General features: G+C 40.9%; 25 protein-coding genes and 1 riboswitch. Of the genes, 3 read left to right on the plus strand and 22 right to left on the minus strand.

Translation table 11 applies throughout. The annotated features are described in order from the left end of the window. The first annotated feature begins 16 nt into the window (after nt 1–16). On the plus strand, nt 17–172 hold the full coding sequence (locus tag AB3N04_RS09470; RefSeq protein WP_368505802.1) for a hypothetical protein: 156 nt from the start codon (nt 17–19) through the stop codon (nt 170–172). A 36-nt stretch (nt 173–208) separates the two neighbouring features. Here the strand turns inward: AB3N04_RS09470 and ade are convergent, their stop codons facing one another. From ade to AB3N04_RS09495, 5 genes are all read right to left on the minus strand, one after another. Then, nucleotides 209–1,954 carry an adenine deaminase gene (gene ade / locus AB3N04_RS09475; protein ID WP_368505803.1) on the minus strand — a complete coding sequence of 582 codons (1,746 nt, stop codon included), beginning with the start codon at nt 1,952–1,954 and terminating at the stop codon, nt 209–211. Between the two features lie 145 nt (nt 1,955–2,099). Continuing rightward, nucleotides 2,100–2,744, minus strand: a complete 645-nt coding sequence (locus tag AB3N04_RS09480) for a TraR/DksA C4-type zinc finger protein (RefSeq protein WP_368505804.1) — start codon at nt 2,742–2,744, stop codon at nt 2,100–2,102. Between the two features lie 146 nt (nt 2,745–2,890). Continuing rightward, nucleotides 2,891–3,202 (minus strand): YerC/YecD family TrpR-related protein, encoded by a 312-nt coding sequence (locus tag AB3N04_RS09485; RefSeq protein WP_317122877.1) that lies wholly within the window; start codon nt 3,200–3,202, stop codon nt 2,891–2,893. A gap of 25 nt (nt 3,203–3,227) precedes the next feature. Next, on the minus strand, nt 3,228–4,259 hold the full coding sequence (locus AB3N04_RS09490) for a DUF3048 domain-containing protein (RefSeq protein ID WP_368505805.1): 1,032 nt from the start codon (nt 4,257–4,259) through the stop codon (nt 3,228–3,230). Nucleotides 4,260–4,324: 65 nt separating this feature from the next. Beyond that, complete coding sequence (locus AB3N04_RS09495; protein WP_368505806.1) at nt 4,325–6,064, minus strand: adenine deaminase C-terminal domain-containing protein; 1,740 nt, start codon at nt 6,062–6,064, stop codon at nt 4,325–4,327. A 159-nt stretch (nt 6,065–6,223) separates the two neighbouring features. Here AB3N04_RS09495 and AB3N04_RS09500 point away from each other — a divergent pair, with 159 nt between their 5' ends. Beyond that, nucleotides 6,224–6,493: a DUF2892 domain-containing protein gene (locus AB3N04_RS09500; protein ID WP_368505807.1), complete on the plus strand. Its 270-nt coding sequence runs from the start codon at nt 6,224–6,226 to the stop codon at nt 6,491–6,493. Between the two features lie 295 nt (nt 6,494–6,788). Continuing rightward, nucleotides 6,789–6,899, plus strand: coding sequence for an EYxxD motif small membrane protein (locus tag AB3N04_RS09505; RefSeq protein WP_336623168.1), 111 nt, complete (start codon nt 6,789–6,791; stop codon nt 6,897–6,899). Here AB3N04_RS09505 and purD read toward each other — a convergent pair. The 17 genes from purD to AB3N04_RS09590 form a co-directional block, all read right to left on the minus strand. Then, nucleotides 6,874–8,145 carry a phosphoribosylamine--glycine ligase gene (gene purD / locus AB3N04_RS09510; protein WP_368505808.1) on the minus strand — a complete coding sequence of 424 codons (1,272 nt, stop codon included), beginning with the start codon at nt 8,143–8,145 and terminating at the stop codon, nt 6,874–6,876. The two genes, AB3N04_RS09505 and purD, sit on opposite strands and share 26 nt — an antisense overlap. 15 nt (nt 8,146–8,160) lie before the next feature. Further along, entirely contained in the window at nt 8,161–9,690 is a 1,530-nt protein-coding gene (purH, locus tag AB3N04_RS09515; protein WP_368505809.1) for a bifunctional phosphoribosylaminoimidazolecarboxamide formyltransferase/IMP cyclohydrolase, read from the minus strand. Then, nucleotides 9,687–10,280: a phosphoribosylglycinamide formyltransferase gene (gene purN, locus AB3N04_RS09520; RefSeq protein ID WP_368505810.1), complete on the minus strand. Its 594-nt coding sequence runs from the start codon at nt 10,278–10,280 to the stop codon at nt 9,687–9,689. The genes purH and purN overlap by 4 nt, the downstream gene beginning before the upstream one ends. Continuing rightward, nucleotides 10,277–11,311: a phosphoribosylformylglycinamidine cyclo-ligase gene (gene purM, locus AB3N04_RS09525; RefSeq protein WP_047972685.1), complete on the minus strand. Its 1,035-nt coding sequence runs from the start codon at nt 11,309–11,311 to the stop codon at nt 10,277–10,279. The genes purN and purM overlap by 4 nt, the downstream gene beginning before the upstream one ends. A 32-nt stretch (nt 11,312–11,343) precedes the next feature. Beyond that, nucleotides 11,344–12,756 (minus strand): amidophosphoribosyltransferase, encoded by a 1,413-nt coding sequence (purF, locus tag AB3N04_RS09530; RefSeq protein ID WP_368505811.1) that lies wholly within the window; start codon nt 12,754–12,756, stop codon nt 11,344–11,346. Beyond that, entirely contained in the window at nt 12,741–14,957 is a 2,217-nt protein-coding gene (gene purL, locus AB3N04_RS09535) for a phosphoribosylformylglycinamidine synthase subunit PurL (RefSeq protein WP_368505812.1), read from the minus strand. Before purL ends, purF begins: the two co-directional genes overlap by 16 nt. Continuing rightward, nucleotides 14,941–15,624 (minus strand): phosphoribosylformylglycinamidine synthase subunit PurQ, encoded by a 684-nt coding sequence (gene purQ, locus AB3N04_RS09540; RefSeq protein WP_368505813.1) that lies wholly within the window; start codon nt 15,622–15,624, stop codon nt 14,941–14,943. Before purQ ends, purL begins: the two co-directional genes overlap by 17 nt. Further along, on the minus strand, nt 15,621–15,872 hold the full coding sequence (purS, locus tag AB3N04_RS09545) for a phosphoribosylformylglycinamidine synthase subunit PurS (protein WP_368505814.1): 252 nt from the start codon (nt 15,870–15,872) through the stop codon (nt 15,621–15,623). The genes purQ and purS overlap by 4 nt, the downstream gene beginning before the upstream one ends. Then, a complete protein-coding gene (purC, locus tag AB3N04_RS09550) occupies nt 15,860–16,582 on the minus strand; it encodes a phosphoribosylaminoimidazolesuccinocarboxamide synthase (RefSeq protein WP_368505815.1) in 723 nt (240 codons plus the stop codon). The genes purS and purC overlap by 13 nt, the downstream gene beginning before the upstream one ends. 73 nt (nt 16,583–16,655) lie before the next feature. Further along, nucleotides 16,656–17,957, minus strand: coding sequence for an adenylosuccinate lyase (purB, locus tag AB3N04_RS09555; protein WP_047973822.1), 1,302 nt, complete (start codon nt 17,955–17,957; stop codon nt 16,656–16,658). Between the two features lie 50 nt (nt 17,958–18,007). Continuing rightward, nucleotides 18,008–19,126, minus strand: coding sequence for a 5-(carboxyamino)imidazole ribonucleotide synthase (gene purK / locus AB3N04_RS09560; RefSeq protein ID WP_368505816.1), 1,119 nt, complete (start codon nt 19,124–19,126; stop codon nt 18,008–18,010). Continuing rightward, nucleotides 19,123–19,608, minus strand: coding sequence for a 5-(carboxyamino)imidazole ribonucleotide mutase (purE, locus tag AB3N04_RS09565; RefSeq protein WP_368505817.1), 486 nt, complete (start codon nt 19,606–19,608; stop codon nt 19,123–19,125). Before purE ends, purK begins: the two co-directional genes overlap by 4 nt. A gap of 129 nt (nt 19,609–19,737) precedes the next feature. Further along, nucleotides 19,738–19,839, minus strand: a riboswitch (purine riboswitch). Nucleotides 19,840–19,914: 75 nt separating this feature from the next. Then, on the minus strand, nt 19,915–20,124 hold the full coding sequence (locus AB3N04_RS09570) for an NETI motif-containing protein (RefSeq protein ID WP_317122862.1): 210 nt from the start codon (nt 20,122–20,124) through the stop codon (nt 19,915–19,917). Nucleotides 20,125–20,128: 4 nt separating this feature from the next. Beyond that, entirely contained in the window at nt 20,129–20,668 is a 540-nt protein-coding gene (locus AB3N04_RS09575; RefSeq protein WP_368505818.1) for a DUF2179 domain-containing protein, read from the minus strand. Nucleotides 20,669–20,805: 137 nt separating this feature from the next. After that, nucleotides 20,806–21,366 carry an isoprenylcysteine carboxyl methyltransferase family protein gene (locus AB3N04_RS09580; RefSeq protein WP_368505819.1) on the minus strand — a complete coding sequence of 187 codons (561 nt, stop codon included), beginning with the start codon at nt 21,364–21,366 and terminating at the stop codon, nt 20,806–20,808. Next, on the minus strand, nt 21,366–22,463 hold the full coding sequence (locus tag AB3N04_RS09585; protein WP_368505820.1) for a type III polyketide synthase: 1,098 nt from the start codon (nt 22,461–22,463) through the stop codon (nt 21,366–21,368). The genes AB3N04_RS09580 and AB3N04_RS09585 overlap by 1 nt, the downstream gene beginning before the upstream one ends. A 107-nt stretch (nt 22,464–22,570) precedes the next feature. Continuing rightward, a complete protein-coding gene (locus AB3N04_RS09590) occupies nt 22,571–23,215 on the minus strand; it encodes an MOSC domain-containing protein (RefSeq protein WP_368505821.1) in 645 nt (214 codons plus the stop codon). Nucleotides 23,216–23,220 lie beyond the last annotated feature (5 nt).

Consider the following 23,220-nt stretch of genomic DNA (forward strand, 5'->3'; position numbering starts at 1 on the left):
AGAGAGGGGGAGGCTTATGTACCTTACGAAAGAAGAGATTTACATGATGTTGCTTCATTTAAATGATGAGCAACTCGTAAAGGTCTATCATTATATTAATAGATTACAAAAGGAACAAAAGATCACTTCTTCCCTAGACGTGAACACAGATAGTAAAACTCCCAAGGAGTAAACAGGTTACGAGTATGAATGCTCGTAACCTCCTTTTTTATAGGGAAACACTTTCACCTTCAGGGTTAATATGAGAGAAAGTAGTAACATCAAATAAACCTGTATCTGTTAACTTTAGGGATGGGATGACTGGCAGGGCTAGAAAAGAGAGAGTTAAAAAAGGATTCGATTCGCCTGTATAGCCCAACTCACCTAAACCACGATCAACTTGCTTTAACTGTTTCATTACTACCTCATGCGGTGCAATCGACATTAGTCCACCAAGCTCTAACGGAAGAGCTGCAAGAACCTTTCCTTTTGAAACAACAACTAACCCTCCTTGGATACGTTCAAGCTCTTTTATAGCAAGTGTGAGGCTCTCATCATCTACGCCACATGCAATAATATTATGAGAATCATGTGAAATCGATGTTGCAATCGCCCCCTGTTTGAGACTAATCCCTTTTACAATGCCAACTCCAAAATGTCCAAGCTCATGATGTCTCTCTGCAACAACTAACTTTAGTTGATTTTTTTCGATTGAGGGTTTAAAAAGCCCATCTTCAATCGTCACTTCTTCACAAAGAGATTTCGTTACAATTGATCCAAATTCGACGCCAATTATTTTTGCTTTCTCCGAACCTAATCTGAGCTTTAGCGCATCTGGCCCCCAATTTTTCATGCGTACACTACTTAATAAAACTTCTGGCGGTTGCAAGGAATCTCTTACTTCGCTTATTAACTGACCTTCCTCAACTACCTTTTCACCTTTCACATACACTGCTTCAATCGTGATGTTTTTTAAATCAGATAATACAATAAAGCTCGCTTCGTATCCTGGAGCAATGGCGCCTTTCGTTTTCAAGCCAAAGCACTCAGCCGCATTTAAGCTAGCCATTTGAAGAGCTTGAATAGGATCTATTCCAAGCTTAATTGCTTTTCTTACACTCGCATCAATGCTCCCATCTTCCACTAATTCATCGAGATGTTTGTCATCTGTGGCGAACACAAACCGTCTTGCGTTATAAGGAGTTACCGATCCAATTAAAGCTTCCATATCTTTTGCAGCTGTTCCTTCTCTCATCAATACATACATTCCACGTTTAATTCGTTGCTTTGCTTCCTCCGAACTCACTGCTTCATGATCATTTCGTATTCCTGCTGTTAAATAGGTGTTCAATGCCGTCTCATTCAGTCCAGCCGCATGTCCATCAATCACACAGTCATTTTCGTGTGCAGCAAGAAGTTTTTTGACCATCTCCTCTTCTCCTTTAAGTACAGCTGGATAATCCATTACCTCTGCTAATCCATGCACTTCACCATTTCTTAAAAGCTGAGATACTTCTTTAGCTGATAGGTCTGCCCCGTTATGTTCAAAAGGGGTTGCTGGAACTGAGGATGGCGCCATCATTTTCACATCGAGTGGTAAGCCTTTAGATGCTTCAACCATATACTGAACAGCAGGAAGGCCACCAACATTTGCAATCTCATGAGGATCGGCGATCACCGTCGTCACACCGTGTGGAAGAACAACCTTAGAAAATTCTTCCGGCGGCACCATGGCTGATTCGATATGAACATGGCCATCAATAAATGAAGGAGCTATATATTTCCCATTCAGCTCTATCTCTTTTTCACCCTCATAGCCGCCAAGTCCAATAATCACCCCATCACAAATGGCTACGTCTGCTTGAAACGTTGTGACGTTAAATACATCGACGACCATCGCACCTTTTAGAACAAGATCTGCTTTCTTACGCTTTGATGCTGCTGCAATTTGCTTTTTTAACCTTTCTTTCTGCACCGCGCCACACTCCTTTAAACATTTTTACTATTGTAGAATAAATGAATGATTTATGCACCATTTTTGAGAGGGAATATAACGTAAATTCATTGCTGAAGCAAAAAACCTCTCCTAATTATGATTATTAGAAGAGGAAGTATTTCACTTAAGTATGCTCTTTTCGATCTGATGTTCGGCCTGAGTCATTACCTTTGATATCTGCTACTTTCATCGAATCAATTTCTTCTAGCGGTTCTTCATCTCTAGGTTCAGGATTGTACCCATCTTCGGGATTTGTTAAGTCTGAGGGAGAATCTGAAGTCCCATGTTGACTTATATCTCTCCACGTATCTTCACGGTCATAAATGACTTTGTCTTCTCCTTCGCTTAATTCGATAGTTGGATTGACTACTTCTTCCTCTATCGGTCTCCTCGGTTCATCCTCTATATTTACATCAGCATGCTCTACTCGACGTCGCGCCGTTGGTAGCGCCTCTAGCCTTTCATACGGTATTGGTTCTCCGCACACTTCACAAATTCCGTACGTATCATTCTCGATTGCAGCAAGTGCTTGATTAATGTCTTCGAGTTCATCTTTAGAATGTTGATCGAGAGCAGCTTCTAGTTCCTTATCATGAAGTTCAGTAGCAAGATCACCCGGGTGATTGTCATAGTTTGATAATTCTCCAGTATCCTCTCCACGATTTTCTAAGTCTGCTTCACTCACATCATCTGATACTCGTTCTTCGATTTCCTTTTTCATATGAAGCAGTTTATTTTCTAATGTTTTAATTTGCTCACTTGTTAACATCGTATATACCTCCAAATTGGTTTCCTGACATTACTAATCTAATAAATCATTTGTTAATTAGGTAATACACGTAATTGAGGAAATGTAAACATTTCGAGTACACAAAAAGGCATGATGTCTTAAAATAGACCTCATGCCTTAACTACTTATTTTTCTTCTACTGGCTCTTCTTCTTTAATTCGATCTAAAGTCATTTTATAGCCGTCGTTGCCGTAATTCAAACAACGCTTCACTCGTGAAATTGTTGCGGTACTAGCACCCGTTTCCGTTTCAATTTTATGGTACGTATAGCCGTTTTGTAACATACGTGCTACTTCAAGACGCTGTGCTAGCGACTGAATCTCATTAATCGTACAAAGATCATCAAAAAACTCATAGCACTCTTCTAGGTTATTTAAAGACAAGATCGCGTTAAATAATTGATCAAGCTCTTTCCCTCTTAATTTATCAATTTGCATATAGCCACACATCCCTTTATTAAAATTAATTGTATGACACACTTTCATCCATACTTGGTGAAGTAGGAACTACATTAATCCAAGTCATACCTGGTTTTAGCGGCATTTCATTCCCATTCTCATCAACGGGTAAGATTCTACCATCAATATTCTTCCAATTTACTTCATTGGCAATCCCACTCTGAAAAAGAAGACCTCTCCCACCTGAAGTAAGGTTAATATCACGACGCCCAGCTTCATCAAGGACGTTATGTTCTGATTCCACAATGAACAGATTAGCGACCAACAGAGGTTCATTTGTATGATAATCAACTGTTTGCGAGTCCCCATTGAACCTGTGGTACTTCCCTGTTTGTTCATCAAATTGGTAGGACACTTCATTTCGATTCAAATAGTTAACAACAATTGTAGAAACAGCATGTCCAACTACTTGAATATCCTCACTTGTATAAAAAGAAAGCGGGGGTACTTCTTTTTCCCAGTCATACCCTTGCTCCTCTATCCCTTTTTGAATATTTTCAAAAGTGATATAGGAGTTATGAGGTGCACGCCTGTCAGTTGAGCGTTGAAATAACGTGCCATCATAGTGAAGCCCACTCAAATAATCTGCCTCCCCGGCCTTTAATCTAGCCTCAGCACCTGGGCTCCAACCATGAGTAATAAACACCGCATCATACCCATTCGCTAGGTCAATATAATAATCTCGGGCACTTCTAACCGGACCTACCACTTCTGGAAAAGTACTATGGAAAAGAGCGAGAAAGCGAGTCATTTCCCCTTCCGCTAATACTTCATATACAACATCAGCATCGACTAATCCAGATTGCGGTCTAGCAGCTGGATGATTATTAATCATCACCCCAACCGGCCGGTGATCAAGTTTTATATCGCTTTTATCACCCGTTAAAGGATAAGTAAACGGTTGTTCTTCTTCAGCGTGTTCATCATCTAGTGTATCTGGAGTTGATTCAATTGCTTCGCTTATCTCGTCTGCCTCGTTGTTACACCCTACAAGAAGGATTGAGGCAATAAAAGCTACTGTCATCCACCGTTTCATGTGACGTCTACACGTCCTTTTCTTCTTAAAATAAATGTCATTCTAAGGCAGAACTCTTTTATAGTTTAACGCATAATCGAGGGAAAGAGTACCGTTTTCTTATGAACGTCATAAATTCCATTTTGTGTAACACGAATATAAGGTAAGTGCGTAGAAGAGAAAAATAACAAGCTGTAAATAGGGTCTTCATGCTTATAACCACGTTCACGCAGCAGCTTGACAAATACTTTCTCGTCTTCCATCACATCTTTCATTGATTTAGATGAAAGGATCCCAAAAAGGTTCAAGGGAATAGAACCGATGACTTCACCTTCTTCAACCAGTGTCATTCCGCCACCTTGTGCTTTCAATGCATTGAATGCTTTTACCATATCGGAAATACTCTTACCAATTAAGACAATATCACCTGTATTTGAGAAGGAACTGGCAAAGCCAGAGATCTGGTTAGCAAATCCTTTCAGCATCGATGTAATCAACCATTTTCCATTCTTATCTAACATCACGAAGAAACTTTCATCATGTTCATGACTTAGCGTTCGATCAGTGCATTCGATTGGAATCTGATAAGGTTTTAAAATAACGGCATTAACCATCTCAATTCCCATCGGCATCGAGAAGTGTAAGTCATCTTCAGACAAATCCCAATCTAATTCAAGAGAGCCGATCCCATAATCTTCCCACGGGAATGATTCATACCCTTCACATTGACGTCCATCTCTTACAACCCATTGTCCTTTTGCTATAACAGAGGTCGGTTTCGGATCATTTAAATCTGTTAAGAAATTAAGATGAGCAACACGGCCTGGTGCAATCATTCCTAGTTTGTGATCAAGATTGTAATATCTCGCCACATTGTAAGTAGCCATTCCGTAAGCATCAATTGGGTCAATGCCTGCATCAAGCGCAATTTTTATCAATTGATCCATTACACCATCTTCATAAAAAGTAGGAGTAGAACCATCAGTCGTCATTATGCAACGATCAAATACATCCACACCAAGCTCTTGCATTTCTTTTAGCAACTTCGGTAAATCTGGGCGAATGGAAGAATGTCGTAGTGAAGTTGTATACCCTAGATTTAACCTTCTTACTACTTCTTCACCTGTCATTGCTTCATGATCACATGTTACTCCAAGAAGAGCCATTTGTGAGAGCGTCTTTTCTGATGCCCCTGGTAGATGTCCTTCAATTGGTTTTCGAAGACGTGTTGTTTCTTGCATCCAATGCAAGGTCGAGTCATCTCCATTTAAAACTTTTGGCCATGAGGTAAGTTCGCCACCTTGAATGACTAAGTGATGTTCAAGCCATGCTTTCATTTTCGAATTCGAGAAAGCCTCATCACTTTTTAATTCTGTCTGAGCATCATAGCGACACCACCAATACATCGAGGTTGGCAGCTCATCAAGAGCTTCAATCAAAGAAAGCGCTTTCTTTTTTTCAAGATTCAAAAAGAACATTAAGTTATCATTAATCAAGGTTGTTGTTCCACGTGATGCTGCATATTTTGCAAAACTGTGGGGATTATAAAGTTGAAATGGGTGAGCATGATGCTCAATATAACCAGGGACTATATATTGATTTGAACAGTCCACCACTTCCGTTTCAGTTAATACGTTAGGCATTTCGTCTCCAACGTAGACAATACGATCTTGTGCAATCCATATATTTGCCTGTAACCATTTTCTTCTCGCATGGTTTAAGTAGGTTGCATTTTTTAGGACGAGCGAAGGCGCCTGCTCTCCTCTAACAACTTCAAGTTGTTGGCGTAAACGTTTTTTGGTCCAGCGATAAATTCGCTCCGTCATCTCAATTCACCCGTTTCTATCGTTGCTTTTTTTTGTAAATTATCTATTGTTTCTATCGTACCATACAATCACTCATTAACTCACTAAAGTTGTCAAATCTTTTTACATGTTTTTTTGACAACTCGGTGAACAAACACACAGAAAGGCAGTTGTTTTTAAATGAAACCTAATATTGGTCGAATCGATGCATTAATTCGTATTACAGCAGGCTTTACCGTTCTTGCTTATTCTATTGCAAAAATGGTACGTAAACCACACAGAAACCGTTCTCTACTAGCAGCAATGCTTGGGGGCATGAAAGTGGCAGAAGGCATCACACGTTTTTGCCCTCTTGTCTACTTAGCCAAAAGTGAAATGATGCACCCTGGCCATGACCAGCAGCATGAAGAAGATCATCACCAAGACGGAAGAGTCATGAACCCATCATAGAAAGAAAAGTGGTGTTGGCTCGTTTAGGTATGAAGGCGGTGGAGCTTTGACAATGAGAAGCGCTTTTTGCTTCGTTTGACAAAGTGAAGCGACCGATGACCTGAGCCATAAAGATAGACATGAAAAGCGATGGCAACTGGTCTGGCATGCTAAAAAATTAGGGAGAGCAAAATGAAGTCGCTCTTTGACTTCATTTGATCTACCGTTTTTTAGCAGGACAAGGAGCCAACTAAAAATCAAAAACCGTATAAGTTTAACACTTATACGGTTTAACATCATCACTGGAGGTGACGACATGTTCAGTATTCAAGAGTATGCAACAGACTCGTTATTTATTTATATTTTATTAATTGGAAGTGTTATAGCTTTTCTTTATGTGTTCATAAAGAAGAAACGCGTGAAATAGCTTTATTTCCTATATCTTGACGATAAAAAAGACCATCACTTTGAATGCGCTCAATTTCGTGATAAACAGACTCTTTAGCCAGACTAAGTGTAGGTTGTTTAGAGGCTGCTAAGAGGACACGACCACCGTCGGTCAGCCATTTTCCATCTTGCTTCTTTGTTCCTGCATGAAAGAGCAATGATTGCTTACTTAATGAATCCAGCCCTTCAATAACTACACCTTTTTGGTAAGATCCCGGATAACCTTTACTTGCCATCACGACTCCTACTACCGCATCATCAGACCACTTAAGTTCTGGCTTCTGACCCTTTAATAGTGTTAAGATCACTTGCTCAAGATTTGACTCTAATCGAGGTAGAACGACTTGTGTTTCTGGATCACCAAAGCGGGCATTGAATTCAATGACTTTAGGACCAGCCTGCGTCATCATTAATCCCGCATACAATATCCCTGTAAAAGAATGCCCTTCTGCGATCATGGCATTTGCAGTAGGTTTAAGGATTGTCTCTACTGCCTCATTAATCTGTTCATTACCAAACTGTGGGACAGGAGAATAGGCACCCATTCCTCCAGTATTAGGACCCTCATCGTTATCAAAGGCTCTCTTATGGTCTTGAGCTGCTACCATTGGAATGACGGTATCCCCATGAACAAATGCCATTAATGAAAGCTCTTCGCCCTCTAAATACTCTTCAATGACAACAGAAGTACTCGCCTCACCAAATGCTTGTTCATTTAACATTGCATCTAATGCTCCTACAGCCTCTTCTTCAGTCATAGCTACAACAACGCCTTTACCTGCCGCTAGACCATCTGCTTTAATAACAATTGGTGCACAATGTTCTTTTACATATTGAACAGCTAATTCATAATTTGTAAAGGTTTGATAGGCTCCTGTTGGAATGTTATATTTCTCCATGATCTCTTTTGCAAATGACTTACTACCTTCAAGACGTGCAGCTTCTTTCGATGGCCCAAAGGCAATTAATCCCGCAGCTTTAAAGTGGTCAACCAACCCTGCTAAAAGTGGAACTTCAGGACCAACGATTGTAAGTTCGACTTGATTAGCCTTTGCAAACTCCACAAGCGCATCTTGATCGTCTTCACTTATCGGAACCGTAGTTGCAACATCGCTCATTCCATCATTCCCGGGTGCTACAAAAACAGTTGCTACCTGCTCACTTTGTTTTAATTTCCAAGCAATAGTATGTTCACGACCACCGCTCCCAATTACAAGCACATTCATGATACACGCCTCCTCTTAATGTTTGAAATGACGCACTCCTGTAAATACCATTGCAATGTCATAACGATCAGCCATCTCAATTGATTCCTGATCACGAATCGATCCACCTGGCTGAATAATTGCACGTACCCCTGCTTTAGCTGCTGCTTCAACTGTATCACCCATTGGGAAGAAGGCATCTGATCCCATAACAGCACCTTCCATACGATCACCTGCTTGCTCTAGTGCAATAGCAGCTGCCCCAACACGATTCATCTGCCCTGCACCGACACCTACCGTCATTTGCTCGTTAGCAAGAACAATCGCATTTGATTTCACATGTTTTACGACTTTCCAAGCTAGCTTTAATGCTTTCCACTCATCTTCTGTTGGTTCGCGTTTTGTAGGAACAGTGATCTCTGCTTCATCAAAACTATGCGTATCTTCATCTTGTACAAGTAACCCACCATGAATCGACGTAAGAGTGGCTTCTGCTGCCTTAGCTTTGGTTGTGTCTACCGTTAATAAACGAAGGTTTTTCTTTTCTTTCAATATAGTTAGTGCTTCCTCTGTAAACGCTGGCGCAATAATAATTTCCAAGAAAATTTCTTTCATCTTAAGAGCTGTCGTGTGGCCAACCTCTTGATTTAAGGCTATGATTCCGCCAAAAATAGAAACAGGATCAGCTTCATATGCTTTATCATAGGCTTCTTCGATCGTTTGACCTGTCCCAACCCCACAAGGGTTCATATGCTTAATAGCTACAGCAGCTGGCTCAGTGAATTCTTTTACAATAGCAAGTGCTGCATTAGCATCATTAATGTTGTTATAGGAAAGTTCTTTACCGTGCAATTGAGTGGCAGTAGCTATTGAGCCATCTTTAGCAAGAGGCTTTTTATAGAACGTTGCCTTTTGATGAGGGTTTTCCCCATAGCGTAAGCTTTGTTTTTTCTCATATGTAACCGTAAACGTCTCTGGGCTTTCTTCCCCCACTGCTTCTGTTAAATATTCAGCAATCACAGCATCATAGGCGGCTGTATGGCGATATACTTTAGCAGCAAGACGACGGCGTGTTTCAGTTGTAACACCATCTTTTAATTCAGTTAATACGGTGTCATAATCCGCAGGGTCGACAACTACTGTTACATGTTTATGATTTTTCGCGGCAGCACGGAGCATACTTGGTCCACCGATATCAATATTCTCAATCGCATCTTCAAACGTTGAATCTTCTTTTGCAATAGTTTGTTGGAACGGGTAGAGGTTTACAACAACCACATCAATCGGTGTAATATGATGTTCTTGTAGTTGTTCTTGATGCTCTTGCTTTTCACGCATGGCAAGTAGACCACCATGAATATTAGGATGGAGGGTTTTCACACGTCCTTCAAGAATCTCTGGAAAGCCGGTAACTTCTTGAATGCCCGTTACGGCTATCCCTGCATCTTGGATCGCTTTTTTCGTCCCACCTGTTGAAACAACTTCAAACCCTGCATCGACAAGGCCTCTTACAAATGGAATAATCCCTTCTTTGTTCGATACACTGACTAATGCTCTTCTCTTCATTTGCTTTTAACTCCTTCCAGCTTCATCGTGTTCCCCCACGCTGCAATGGTTTGTGGATAGAGACGATGTTCTACCGCTTGTATCTTTTTTGTTAATGTTTCTATTGTATCATCTTGTTCAATAGTGATCGTTTCTTGGGCGATGATTGGTCCTGTGTCCATCCCTGCATCTACTTCATGAATCGTTACCCCTGTTTCACTAACACCAGCCCTTAATGCCTGCCCGATTGCATCTAGTCCTGGGAATTCCGGCAAAAGCGACGGATGAATGTTTACGATTTTACCTTCATAAGCAGATAGAAGTGTCGGTCCAATCAAGCGCATATATCCCGCTAACACAACGAGGTCAATTTGGCGTGACTGTAGCTCAGCTACTATGTCTGATTCGAATTCATCCTTATTCGTATAATTAGACGGCTTGAAACCAAATGTAGCTATACCAGAGGAGCTAGCACGAAGAAGAGCTTTGGAGTTTGGCTTGTCACTTACAACTAAAGTCACTTCTACATTAATGTCTCCACTTTGAGCTTGATCAATAATCGCTTGTGCATTCGTCCCATTCCCTGAGGCAAAAATGGCAATCTTCATCAATCAATGCCTCCAATAGTAACTCCAGTCCCTTCTGTCACTCGGCCAATGATGAACGCTTTCTCTCCTTGTTCTTCAAGCAATCGAATCACATTTGTATGAACTTCTTCCGGTACCACTGCAATCATCCCGATACCCATATTAAACGCACTAAACAAATCTTTTTTAGAAAGTTTTCCGTATTCTTCAAGTAAAGAGAAAATTGTCGGGATCGGCCAAGAACCATAATCGACTTCTACCTTACATCCAGCAGGAAGCATGCGTGGGATATTCTCATAGAATCCACCACCTGTGACATGAGCAAGGCCATGAATCGGATAGGTGCGAAGTGCTTGAAGTAAAGGTTTTACATATATTCTTGTTGGTGTTAAGAGCTCTTCACCAAGCGTCCCTTGAAGTCCAGGAAGACTTTCATTTAAAGATAATTGATGTTCATCAAGGAATACTTTGCGGACCAAGGAGAAACCATTACTATGAAGTCCATTCGAAGAAAGACCAATCACAATATCACCAGGCGCTATCTTCTCACCAGTGAGTAGATCTTTCTTTTCAACAGCTCCTACAGAAAATCCAGCTACATCATACTCGTCTTCCTCATACATTCCAGGCATTTCAGCAGTTTCTCCCCCTATTAATGCACAACCAGCTTGCTCACAACCATCAGCTATCCCTTTAACAATTGCTTCAATCCGGTTCGGGTCTGCTTTTCCTACAGCTAAATAATCAAGAAAATAGAGAGGTTCTGCGCCTTGTACCACGATATCATTTACGCACATCGCTACAGCATCTACACCGATCGTATCGTGTTTTTCTGCCATAAAGGCAAGCATTAGCTTTGTCCCTACCCCGTCTGTTCCTGATACGAGTACCGGCTCTTTCATGTTGAGACTTGAAAGATCAAACATGCCTCCAAAGCCACCTAATCCTCCCATAACTCCTGGACGATTCGTTCGATTCACATGTTGACCCATACGTCGTACAGCTTCATAACCAGCCTCAATGTCAACACCGGCTTGCTTATATGCATCTGACATCATCAGTTCCCCCTCTAAATTCTTTTAAGTCTTTATACTTTTGCATGTGGATGTAGGGTATCTGCATAGATCTCGGTTGGATAAGTTCCTGTAAAGCATGCTAAACATTGTCCACAGTTTGGTGATTGATCATCACGTCCGATACCAGTCATTAACCCTTCTGTTGATAAGAATGCTAGCGTGTCAGCACCCATCATATCGCGCATTTCTTCAATTGAATGGTTTGAAGCAATCAGCTCTGAGGTTGTTGATGTATCAATTCCGTAAAAACAAGGATGCTTGATAGGAGGTGAACTTATGCGTACATGCACTTCTTTTGCTCCTGCTTCACGGAGCATCCGTACAATTCGTCTACTTGTCGTTCCACGAACAATCGAATCATCAATCATCACGACACGCTTTCCTTCAACGACACCACGCACAGCTGAGAGTTTCATTTTCACCCCTTGTTCTCTTAACTCTTGAGAAGGTTGAATAAATGTACGACCGACATAACGATTTTTGATTAGACCAAGTTCATATGGAATACCAGTCTGTTCTGCATACCCAATTGCCGCTGAAATACTTGAATCAGGAACACCAGTGACGACATCTGCTTCGACTGGAAATTCTAGAGCTAATTGTTTTCCTAGGTTCTTTCTAGCTGTATGAACGTTGACCTCATCAACATTGCTATCTGGTCTTGCAAAATACACATACTCCATACTACAAATTGCTCTTGAAGTTGCACTAACAAAACGCTCTGAACGTAATCCGTTATCATCAATAATGATTAGTTCACCTGGCTGCACATCACGTTCATAAGTTGCTCCAATGATATCAAACGCACATGTCTCACTCGCCACCACATAGGCATCGCCTAGACGACCAATGGAAAGTGGACGAAGCCCATTCGGATCAAGAGCTACCATTAATTGATCTTCATTCATTACAGCAAAAGCATATGCCCCTTTTAACATCGCTAATGCATTTTTCAATTGGTCCTCAAGAGTGTAATAACCACTACGCTTAATAAGGTGAGCTAACACTTCAGTATCTGAAGTAGACTGAAAAATACTCCCTTGACTTTCTAATTGATGCTTCAAGTTGTTTGCATTCACTAAGTTACCGTTATGTGCGAGCGCTAACCCTCCACGTTGAGAGCGAAATAATAGCGGTTGAACATTGGCAAATCCGCCTCCGCCTGCTGTTGCATAACGAACATGACCGATTGCAGCTTTTCCGTGTAAAAGCGTTAGGTCTTCAGGACGGAACACATCATTAACTAGACCCATCCCCTTATGAACCGAGAGCTGCTCCCCGTCTGTTACGACGATACCAGCTCCTTCTTGTCCTCGATGTTGTAAACTATGGAGACCGTAATACGTAATTTGAGCAGCATCCTTATGGCCCCAAACAGCAAATACACCGCACTCTTCATTTAAACCTTTTATTTCAGCAAACATGGAATGGCTCCCTTCCAAGCCTTAGACATTTCATCCTTTTTCGCATTAATTACGAAATGCTCTGATGATGTACGTATAACAAGTGCATCCTCGTTCATCACTTCACCAATCAGTGTTGCCTCTACTACTTGTTCAAATTGAGCTTGATTTTCAGGTTTGACCGATACGATGAAACGCGATTGAGACTCTGCAAATAATTGTGAGATAATCTCACCATCTAACGTCACATGTGCCCCTACTTCTGTATCGATTACACTCTCTGCCAATGCAACAGCTACTCCGCCCTCTGCTACATCGTGAGCAGATTCTACTAAGCCTGACTTGATTGCTTGTAAGAGCATTGCTTGAAGTGCTTTCTCTACGTTTAGATCAAGCGTCGGTGCTTTTCCAGAAATAGATCCATTGACCATCTTCTGAAGTTCACTGCCTCCAAACTCAGGCTTTGTTTGTCCAATAAGATAGATTAAATCGCCTGCTTGTTTAAAAGATTGGGTGGTAATATGATCCACATCTTCAATGAGGCCAACCATACCAATAACCGGTGTCGGGTAAACAGCTACTCCATTTGTCTCATTATAAAGCGACACATTTCCTCCAATAACCGGTGTTTCGAGCACTCGACATGCCTCACTCATTCCATCAGTTGATTTTTCTAGCTGCCAGAAAATCTCTGGTTTATCAGGACTACCATAGTTTAATCCATCTGTAAGACCTAATGGTGTAGCTCCTGAACATATAATATTACGAGCTGCTTCAGCTACTGCAATCTGACCGCCCACTTCAGGATCTAGATAGAGATAACGTGAATTACAATCGGTTGTCATTGCCAGGGCTTTACGTGTACCACGAATACGTACAACCGCTGCATCAGATCCAGGTGTTACGACTGTATTGGTTTGAACCATATGATCGTATTGATCGTAAACCCATTCTTTACTTGCGATCGTCGGTTGAGCAAGTAATTGAAGCAACGTTTCTTTTGCATCTTCAATGTTAGGTACCCAATCAGCCTGCTGTTGGAACTCTTCATAATAAGCAGGAACACTTGATGGCTTGTGATAAACTGGTGCTTCTTCAGCAAGGGCATCTACTGGTACATCTGCTACAACTTCACCGTTATGAAGAAGACGAAGACGTTTGTCGTCTGTTACGACCCCTACTTCAGCAGATAATAAACCCCAACGATCAACGATATCTTTTATTTCTTGCTCACGCCCTTTTTTAACGACGATCAGCATACGTTCTTGAGATTCTGAGAGCATCATTTCATAAGGCGTCATCCCTTTTTCTCGCTGTGGGATTAAATCAAGATTCATTTCAACTCCAGATCCTGCTTTACTAGCCATTTCTGCTGATGAAGATGTCAGTCCCGCTGCTCCCATATCCTGAATACCTACTAACGCATCGGATTGGATCAATTCAAGACATGCTTCAAGTAATAACTTCTCCATAAACGGATCACCAACCTGTACAGCAGGTCGTTTTTCATCCGAATCCTCATTTAGCTCCTCTGAAGCAAATGTTGCCCCGTGAATCCCATCACGACCTGTGCTTGCACCAACATACATCACAGTGTTGCCAACACCTTTTGCCTGACCTTTTTGAATGTCTTTATGGTCAATTAAGCCAACACACATGGCATTAACTAATGGATTTCCTTCATAACAAGGATCAAACTGCACTTCTCCACCTACAGTCGGTACACCTATACAGTTACCGTAACCTGCAATACCTGCTACAACTTCTTCAAATAAGTAGCGGACTTTTGGTGATGTCAATTCACCAAAGCGAAGAGAATTTAGTAACGAAATTGGACGAGCTCCCATTGAAAAAACATCACGTAAGATTCCACCAACACCAGTTGCAGCCCCTTGATATGGCTCAATTGCAGATGGGTGATTGTGACTTTCAATCTTGAAGACAACAGCCTGTGAATCACCTATATCGATGATCCCTGCGCCTTCTCCTGGACCTTGGAGAACTTTCTCTCCTTCGGTAGGGAATTTTCGTAAAAGAACCTTTGAGTTTTTATAGCTACAATGCTCAGACCACATGACAGAAAATAATCCTGTTTCCGTATAATTTGGTGTGCGTCCTAAAATGGATTCAGCTAGAACAAACTCTTCATCTGTTAAACCCATTTCCAAGTAGAGTTTCTCTTCTTTTACACGTTCTGCTGTAGGTTCAAGTAGTAGCGACATGAGTTTCCCTCCAATTTCGTACAATTGATTGAAATAAAGCTAAGCCATCTTCACTTCCAAGCAATGCTTCTACTGCACGCTCAGGGTGTGGCATCATACCTAATACATTTCCTTGTTCATTCATAATTCCTGCAATCTGGTGACGAGATCCATTGATATTATCTCTATAACGGAAGACAATTTGTCCGTTTTTCTCAAGTTCATTAAATGTAGCGTCATCACACTCGTAGTTCCCTTCACCATGAGCAACAGGTATCATGATTTCTTGACCTTTCTCATACCCTGAAGTGAACATCGTTTTTTCATTTTCAACCGTCAGTACTGTTGGTCTACAAATAAATTTCAACCCAGCGTTTCGCTTCATCGCACCCGGAAGAAGTCCAGCTTCTAGTAAAATTTGAAACCCGTTACATACTCCAAGAACTGGCTTTCCTTGATTTGCAGCATCAATTACAGCTTTCATAATAGGTGCAAAACGAGCGATGGCTCCTGAACGTAAGTAGTCACCATGAGAGAACCCACCTGGTAACAAAATCCCGTCAAAGCCTTCAAGAGATGTCGCGTGATGCCACACATACTCAACTTCTGCCCCTAGTGCATCACTTGCTGCATGATACATATCAGAGTCACAGTTTGAGCCAGGAAAGACGATTACAGCAAATTTCATGATGGGACAACCTCCTCGACTTCATAGCGATAATCTTCAATCACGGTATTAGCTAATAACTTCTCACACATTTCTTTTACTCTCCTATCTACTTGCTCTGTTTCAGCTACGACTAACTCTAAGTACTTACCAATGCGGACATCTTCTACTTCTTTATAATTCATTGTGTGTAAGGCACTCTTCACCGCTACTCCTTGTGGATCTAGTACACTCTCTCTTAACGTTACATACACCTTTACTTTGTACATGATGGACCTCCTAGTCGAGTTAAAATTTCTTGATAACCAGCTTGTAAGTTTCCTAGATTTCGACGGAACAAATCTTTATCGAAGCGCTCATTCGTCTTTTTATCCCACAGGCGACATGTATCTGGGGAAATTTCATCAGCTAAAAGTAGCTCTCCATCAGCGGATCGACCAAACTCCAACTTGAAATCAACTAAACGAACACCGATCGTAGTAAATAATTCAATAAGAAGCTTGTTTACTTTCTGAGCCATTTCTTTTAACTGCTCAACTTCATCTACTGTAGCTGCCTCTAGTAGAGCAATATGGTCTTCTGTAATAAGCGGATCACCTAGCACATCATCTTTATAATAAAATTCAACGATAGGCTGTTTGAGCTCTACCCCTTCTTCCAATCCAAGACGTTTAGCCATACTACCGGCTACCACGTTTCTTACAACCACTTCAATTGGAACAATCTCCACTTTTTTCACTAGCTGATCCGTCTCAGATAAACGTTCAACAAAATGACTTTCGAGCCCTTGTTCATTTAGCTTCGTAAAAATGAGTGCTGAGATTTCGTTGTTGAGTCTAGCTTTTCCTTCAAGTCGATCCTTCTTCTCTCCGTTAAAAGCAGTAGCATCATCTTTATAAGAAATCCATAGAATATTCTCATCATCTGTTCGATAAATCTTTTTGGCTTTTCCTTCGTAAAGCTGCTCTCTTTTCTGCATTATCCACCCTCACAATCGGAATATTGGCAATCTTCTTGCTAGAGAAGGAGCTGCGCTCACTTCTCCTTTTCATTTAATTGTCTTTTAGACCTAAGCGATTAAAGATTGTGTCGACATGCTGCAAGTGGTAATTGTAATCAAAGCAATTATCAATTTCCTCTTTTGAAAGAACAGCTGTAATCGCTTCTTCTGCTTCCACTAACTCACGGAACTGAATGCCCTTCTCCCATGCTTCCATTGTTTTTGGCTGAACAAGATCATATGCTTCCTCACGAGCCATCCCTTTATCAATTAAAGATAATAGAACGCGCTGTGAGTATATCAGGCCATACGTGCGAGTCATATTGCGCTTCATGTTTTCAGGGAAGACAGTTAAATTCTTAACTATGTTTCCAAAACGATTTAGCATGTAGTTCAGTGCAATTGTAGCATCCGGCAAAATAATACGCTCAGCTGATGAGTGAGAAATATCACGTTCATGCCATAATGGGACATTTTCATAAGCTGTCAGCATATGACCACGAATCACGCGAGCAAGTCCAGTCATATTCTCAGAACCAATTGGGTTACGTTTATGCGGCATAGCTGATGACCCTTTTTGACCTTTTGCAAAAAACTCTTCAACTTCACGTGTCTCACTCTTTTGAAGTCCACGAATCTCTACAGCGAACTTTTCAATTGATGTTGCAACTAGGGCCATAGATGCCATATATTCAGCGTGACGGTCACGTTGCAATGTTTGTGTAGAGATCGGTGCTGCCTCAAGGCCAAGCTTTTCACAAACAAGTTCTTCAACACGAGGGTCAATATTGGCATAGGTACCAACTGCACCAGATAGCTTACCAAAGCGAACTCCTTCAGCCGCATGTTTGAAGCGTTCGATATTACGTTTCATTTCCTCATACCAAAGTGCAAGCTTCAAACCAAATGTTGTTGGTTCAGCATGTACTCCATGAGTACGACCCATCATGACCGTGTACTTATGCTCAATTGCCTTATCTTTAATAATTGATAAGAAACGCTCAAGGTCCGCTAACAAAATTTCATTTGCTTGCTTTAGTAAATACGATAAAGCTGTGTCTACAACATCTGTTGACGTTAGACCGTAATGCACCCATTTGCGCTCTTCTCCAAGTGTTTCTGAAACGGCACGTGTGAAAGCAACCACATCATGTCTTGTTTCTGCTTCAATCTCATGAATACGCGCCACATCAAAGCCAGCATTTTCACGAATTTTCGCTACGTCTTCTTTAGGAATGTCTCCAAGTTCCGCCCATGCTTCACAAGCAACAATCTCAACTTCTAGCCATGCTTTATAACGATTTTCCTCTGTCCAAATGGCACCCATTTCAGGACGTGTGTAACGTTCGATCATCTAACCATCCTCCACTATTGAAGTAAAATACCTTACTCATTCTAGCACATTCACTTTGTTCTTCGCTTGAGCTTTTCGAGCGCTTCATCAACCGTCTCACCTAAAGCCGTTATATGCCCCATTTTCCGGTTGTACTTTGCTTCTTTCTTTCCATATAAATGGAGTTTTATTTCTTTTAAATAATCAAGTTCTGAGATTGCTTCCTCTAAATGTTGGCCTAAAATATTCTCCATCACTGTTGCTTGATGTAAGTCTGTTGATCCAAGAGGTAACCCACATATCGCTCTAATATGTTGTTCAAATTGTGATGTGTGACAACCTTCAATCGTGTAATGACCAGAGTTGTGAGGTCTTGGTGCGAGCTCATTCACGATCACTTCACCATCACTCGTCACAAACATTTCTATTGCTAATATGCCCACTAACCGAACGCCATCAGCTACCTTTTTGGCAATAACTTGGGCATGACGGACCCACTCATCGGGTACCCTCGCTGGCACAATCGACTGGTGTAAGATGTTGTTGACGTGAATATTTTCACTTGCCGGAAATGTCTTCACTTCTCCATTAGTTGATCGGGTAACGATAACGGAAATCTCACTATCAAAAGGCACCCAACCTTCAAGTACAAGTTCACCCACCTCAAGGAGTCGTCTTGCTTCTTTAAGAAACATTGCTTCATCCTTGACGACTGCTTGCCCTTTACCATCATAGCCACCTTGACATGTTTTTAAGACTGCTGGAAAACCCACTTTTCTAGCTGCTTGCTGGCAATCATTTAGCGTTTTAATGACTGCATAGGGGGCGACTTTAACACCAAGTGATGTGATTGCTTTTTTTTCACGCGCTCTATGTTGAGATGTTTTTAATAACTCAAAGCCTTGAGGAAAATATGCTTTCTCAGTCAAAAGAGCTGCCGTATGTGCATCAATATTCTCAAACTCATACGTAATCACGTCTGAGATCTCTGCAAGCTGTTCTGCTGCTTCTTGGTCGTCATAACGAGCTTTGATTACCACGTCAGCCACACCTTGGCAAGGTGACTCTAATGTCGGTTCAAGAACGACCGTCTTATAACCCATTTGTTTTGCTGAGATACATAGCATTCTTCCTAATTGCCCGCCACCTATAATTCCAATGGTTGAACCTGGTCGAATGACTTGTTTCATAGAGTGTCACTACTTTCTAAGACTGCTTGTTTTGTCTCCTGACGTTTACTAATCAATCTATTTTGAATCTCTTTATTGATCGTACCTAGGATTTGTGCTGCTAGTAGTCCTGCATTTTTTGCACCGGCACTTCCTATCGCTACAGTTGCAACCGGAACTCCGCCTGGCATTTGAACGATCGAAAGTAATGAATCTAACCCTTGTAAAGCCTTAGATTGAACAGGTACACCAATTACTGGTAATACCGTTTTAGCAGCTACCATCCCTGGTAAATGAGCTGCTCCTCCGGCTCCTGCAATAATTACTTGTAACCCTCGATCGATGGCAGCTTCAGCATATTCAAACATCAATTCTGGTGTCCTGTGTGCCGATACCACTTTCTTCTCATATGGAATTTCAAGTTCTTCAAGCATCTCACAAGCATGCTTCATTGTGTCCCAATCGGACGTACTCCCCATAATGACTCCGACTACTGGCTTCATTCTATCCTACTCCTTTAGCTACATATCTAATCAATAAAAAAAGCGCAGAATTAGCTATCTTTGTCTACTCCAGTTGAGAGAAAGGAAGCTAATTCCACGCTTTCATGACACTTCCAGAATAATTGATCTTGAAGTGACACTTTCCCTCATAGTCCAACGATTTACGGTCATTGGGTAGAAACTTTCGGGCCTTATTCCCGTGATTATATGAGGTGATATTCTGTTTTCTCGCTTATTCATCTTCATCTTACAAGCACAAACGATATATGTCAACAAAAAGTCGAACGTTCGAAAAAAGTCAGACTATTATTGTTCGCTTTCTACTAACTTTCCTTCAAATATGATTTTTTGTCTAATCGGTACATACTCGACTTGCTTCCCTTTCTTTTTCTCCTCAAAAACAGGCTCTTCCATACGTCGCACTGGCTGATAGCCCTCTTTTTGCATTCGATCTAAGCAATCAGTGATCGTTTCATTTTCTCCAACCTCGAACTTCAATTTTTTCTTCTTTTTCATCTTTTTACCTCCGAATTCCTTTTACCCAGAATCCACCGAAAAATGCTTTTGGCTCATGTGAGATAATAAAAGCTTTCGGGTCTAACTCTTTAACGGTTTGATAAAGGTTATGCTCTGACTTTCGTGAAGTTAAAATTTCCATCATCAAACGTTCTCCTTCACGCCCGTACGCAACCCAGTTTGTTACCCCGTATCCTTTATCCCGCAGTGCATTTGGAATGTCTGGTTCATATTCTTTTGTAATCACATTTACTGTAATATACCCAAGAGCAAGCTTCTCTTCAACCTTCATGCCAATTATAACACCGATACCATATCCAATTGCATAAGCAATCAGATTTTGCGGCTGATCGAGGTTGTCTAGTACCAAACTTAAACCAATTACATAGACAAGAATTTCAATCACACTAACACTCGCAGCCAAATAGCGTTGACCTTTCAATGTGAAAATCATTCGAATCGTAAACAAAGTAACATAGACCACATTGATCACTAAAATAATGAACACCATTGTTAACGCGTTTTCCATTAGCAGTGTAAGCATCCATTGCACCCCCTATTTCTCTCACTCATTCCCGGCAAGCGTAACACGTAAAATTCGCTTTAGAACATAGGAAGTTTTGTTGAAAAAAGAGAGTTTTTGTCTCTTGATAGACAGAAAAATAGACTAGCTAAGCTAGCCTATTCATCGTAACTAGGGACAAATCGCCCTCTATCTTTGAAGACTTCCTCATAATTCGTAGCTTCTTTTAGCGCTTTCTCTTCTTCTCTAATTCGTACGCGCAAGATCATCACATTTAAAATTGAAAAGATGAAAGCCGTCCAATAGGCTTGAAAGATAAAAGGAAGTGCGAGGATTTCCATTGCTACAATCACATAATTAGGATGACGCATAAAACGATAAGGTCCCTTAGCAACTACCTTAGCTCCTGGTAAGATCATAATTCTCGTATTCCAAAAACGCCCAAGTGATGATAAGGCCCATACACGAACTACTTGAGTAATTAAAAAGATGATTAATGGGATTATAGACCAGCGAACCACTTCTGTGCCCATGAAAGAGATTTCTATAAGAAGGGCTACAAAAAAGAGAGCATGCATCGCCACAATGTATTTATAATGTTCAGCTCCCGCTTCATATCCACCCTGCTTTTTAATCCACTTAGCATTTTGATTTGCAATGATGACTTCAATTACCCTTTGGAGCATGACAAAACCAATAAAGAGATAAACGAAAACCATTATTGCATCGCCTCCCACTGAAGTAAAACTAACTCAGAGCAAAAGCCTGGTCCTAATGCAGCCATTAAACCGTATGAACCTGGCTCCATCTCTTGATTCATAAACTGTTCAAGTACATATAATACGGTGGGGGAAGACATATTCCCATGCTTATTTAAAACCTCTCTTGAAACCTCCGTCATTGATTTTGGAATTGATAAGGTTTCCTCATAAGCTTCTAATACCTTCTTTCCACCGGGATGTGCAACAAAAGCATCGATCTGACCAGCTTCAAGATTGTTACGCACTAAAAATTCCTCGACATTTGGCTTCAACCAATTCTTAATTATGGAGGGAATGTCACGAGAAAATACCACATGCAACCCTGTATCCTTTACATCCCACCCCATTACTTCCTCTGAATCAGGCATGAGTGTGCTCATCGTTTGACGAATTACCGGACGTACAGATCTGTTGCTGTTATGTACCATTGAAGAATGATCACCAGATACTAAAGCACACGCAATCCCATCAGCAAATAGTGATGTCCCTACTAAGTTACTTTTTGAACGATCATTTCGCTGAAACGTAAGACTACATAATTCAATACAAACAACTAATACATTGGACTCCGGATAGGCTCTACAATATTCATACGCACGACTAATTCCAGCGGCTCCCCCCGCACACCCTAGTCCCCAAATCGGAATTCGTTTGGTATGAGGAGAGAAAGGTAAGACATTCATGATGCGAGCATCAATACTAGGCGTAGACATTCCAGAACTTGAAACGAGAATAATCGCATCAATTTCTTTTACATCAACTTCTTCTTTTAAAAACAAGCGATTGTTTAGACAATTTTTAATGGCCTCGGCCCCATATTTTGTAGCTAATTCAATATACAGATCATTCTTTTCTTTTAAAGAGTGATCTTCTTTAAACCAATCTATTGGTGCCGCAAACTGACGCTCACTGATCTGACCATTAGCAAATACAGTTAGTAGTCTTTCTATACTCTGAAAATTTTCACTAAACAACTCACGAGCAAACTCTGTTATCGTATCTTGAGTAAATGTATTTGGAGGAGCATATGTGCTAATTGAAGTAATTGAAGGCATCTTTTCACCCACCTTATTGTTATGAGTTTATTTTGTCCAAATTCACTTCTTCCATTCCCTTACTTTAATGTAAATAAACAAAAGAACCCTTTCAGTAGAAAGAGTCCTTACTTGATTATGAGCTTTTTACGAAATGCCTCCTGCCATTCTAAAGCTAGTTCCTTTAATTCGACCATCGCTTCTAATTGTTCTTTAGTAGCATGAGGATTATGCCGACACTCGTTTACTTCCATAACAGTTGGATGCTCATTACGTTTTTCAATTCGTATGAGCTCATTAGCTAAGGAGGCTTCTCCTTCTTTTACTACTCGAAAATAATAACCACTAAACCCAGTTTCTTTCACCCATAGTGGCATCCTTGGCTGTTTATGCTTAAGTCCTAATTTGAAGCATGGGTGTCTTGGCTGGCTTACTTGAATGATTGCACTTCCAAGTTCAAAGACATCTCCAATATGAACGTCTTTTTCCAACCAGCCAATTAATGTTAGGTTCTCTCCAAAAGCCGATGAGCCAACATCTTGACTTAACTTATTTTCCCAAAACGAATAATGCTCATATGGGTAAGCACATATCGCTTTATCCACACCACCATGATGAATGAGATCAGCTTGTGTATCCCCATTTATTCCAGTGGAGTGTATTGAGACTACGTTTTCAGTGGGTTCTTTAAAGATACTTGTCTTTATTATTTTACTTCCATGCTCTATTTCACGTGGTATCCCCAGGTGAATGGCTTGAATTGACTTTGACATACCTA

The organism is Alkalihalophilus sp. As8PL (assembly GCF_040939795.1).
Lineage (GTDB): Bacteria > Bacillota > Bacilli > Bacillales > Bacillaceae_D > Alkalihalophilus > Alkalihalophilus lindianensis.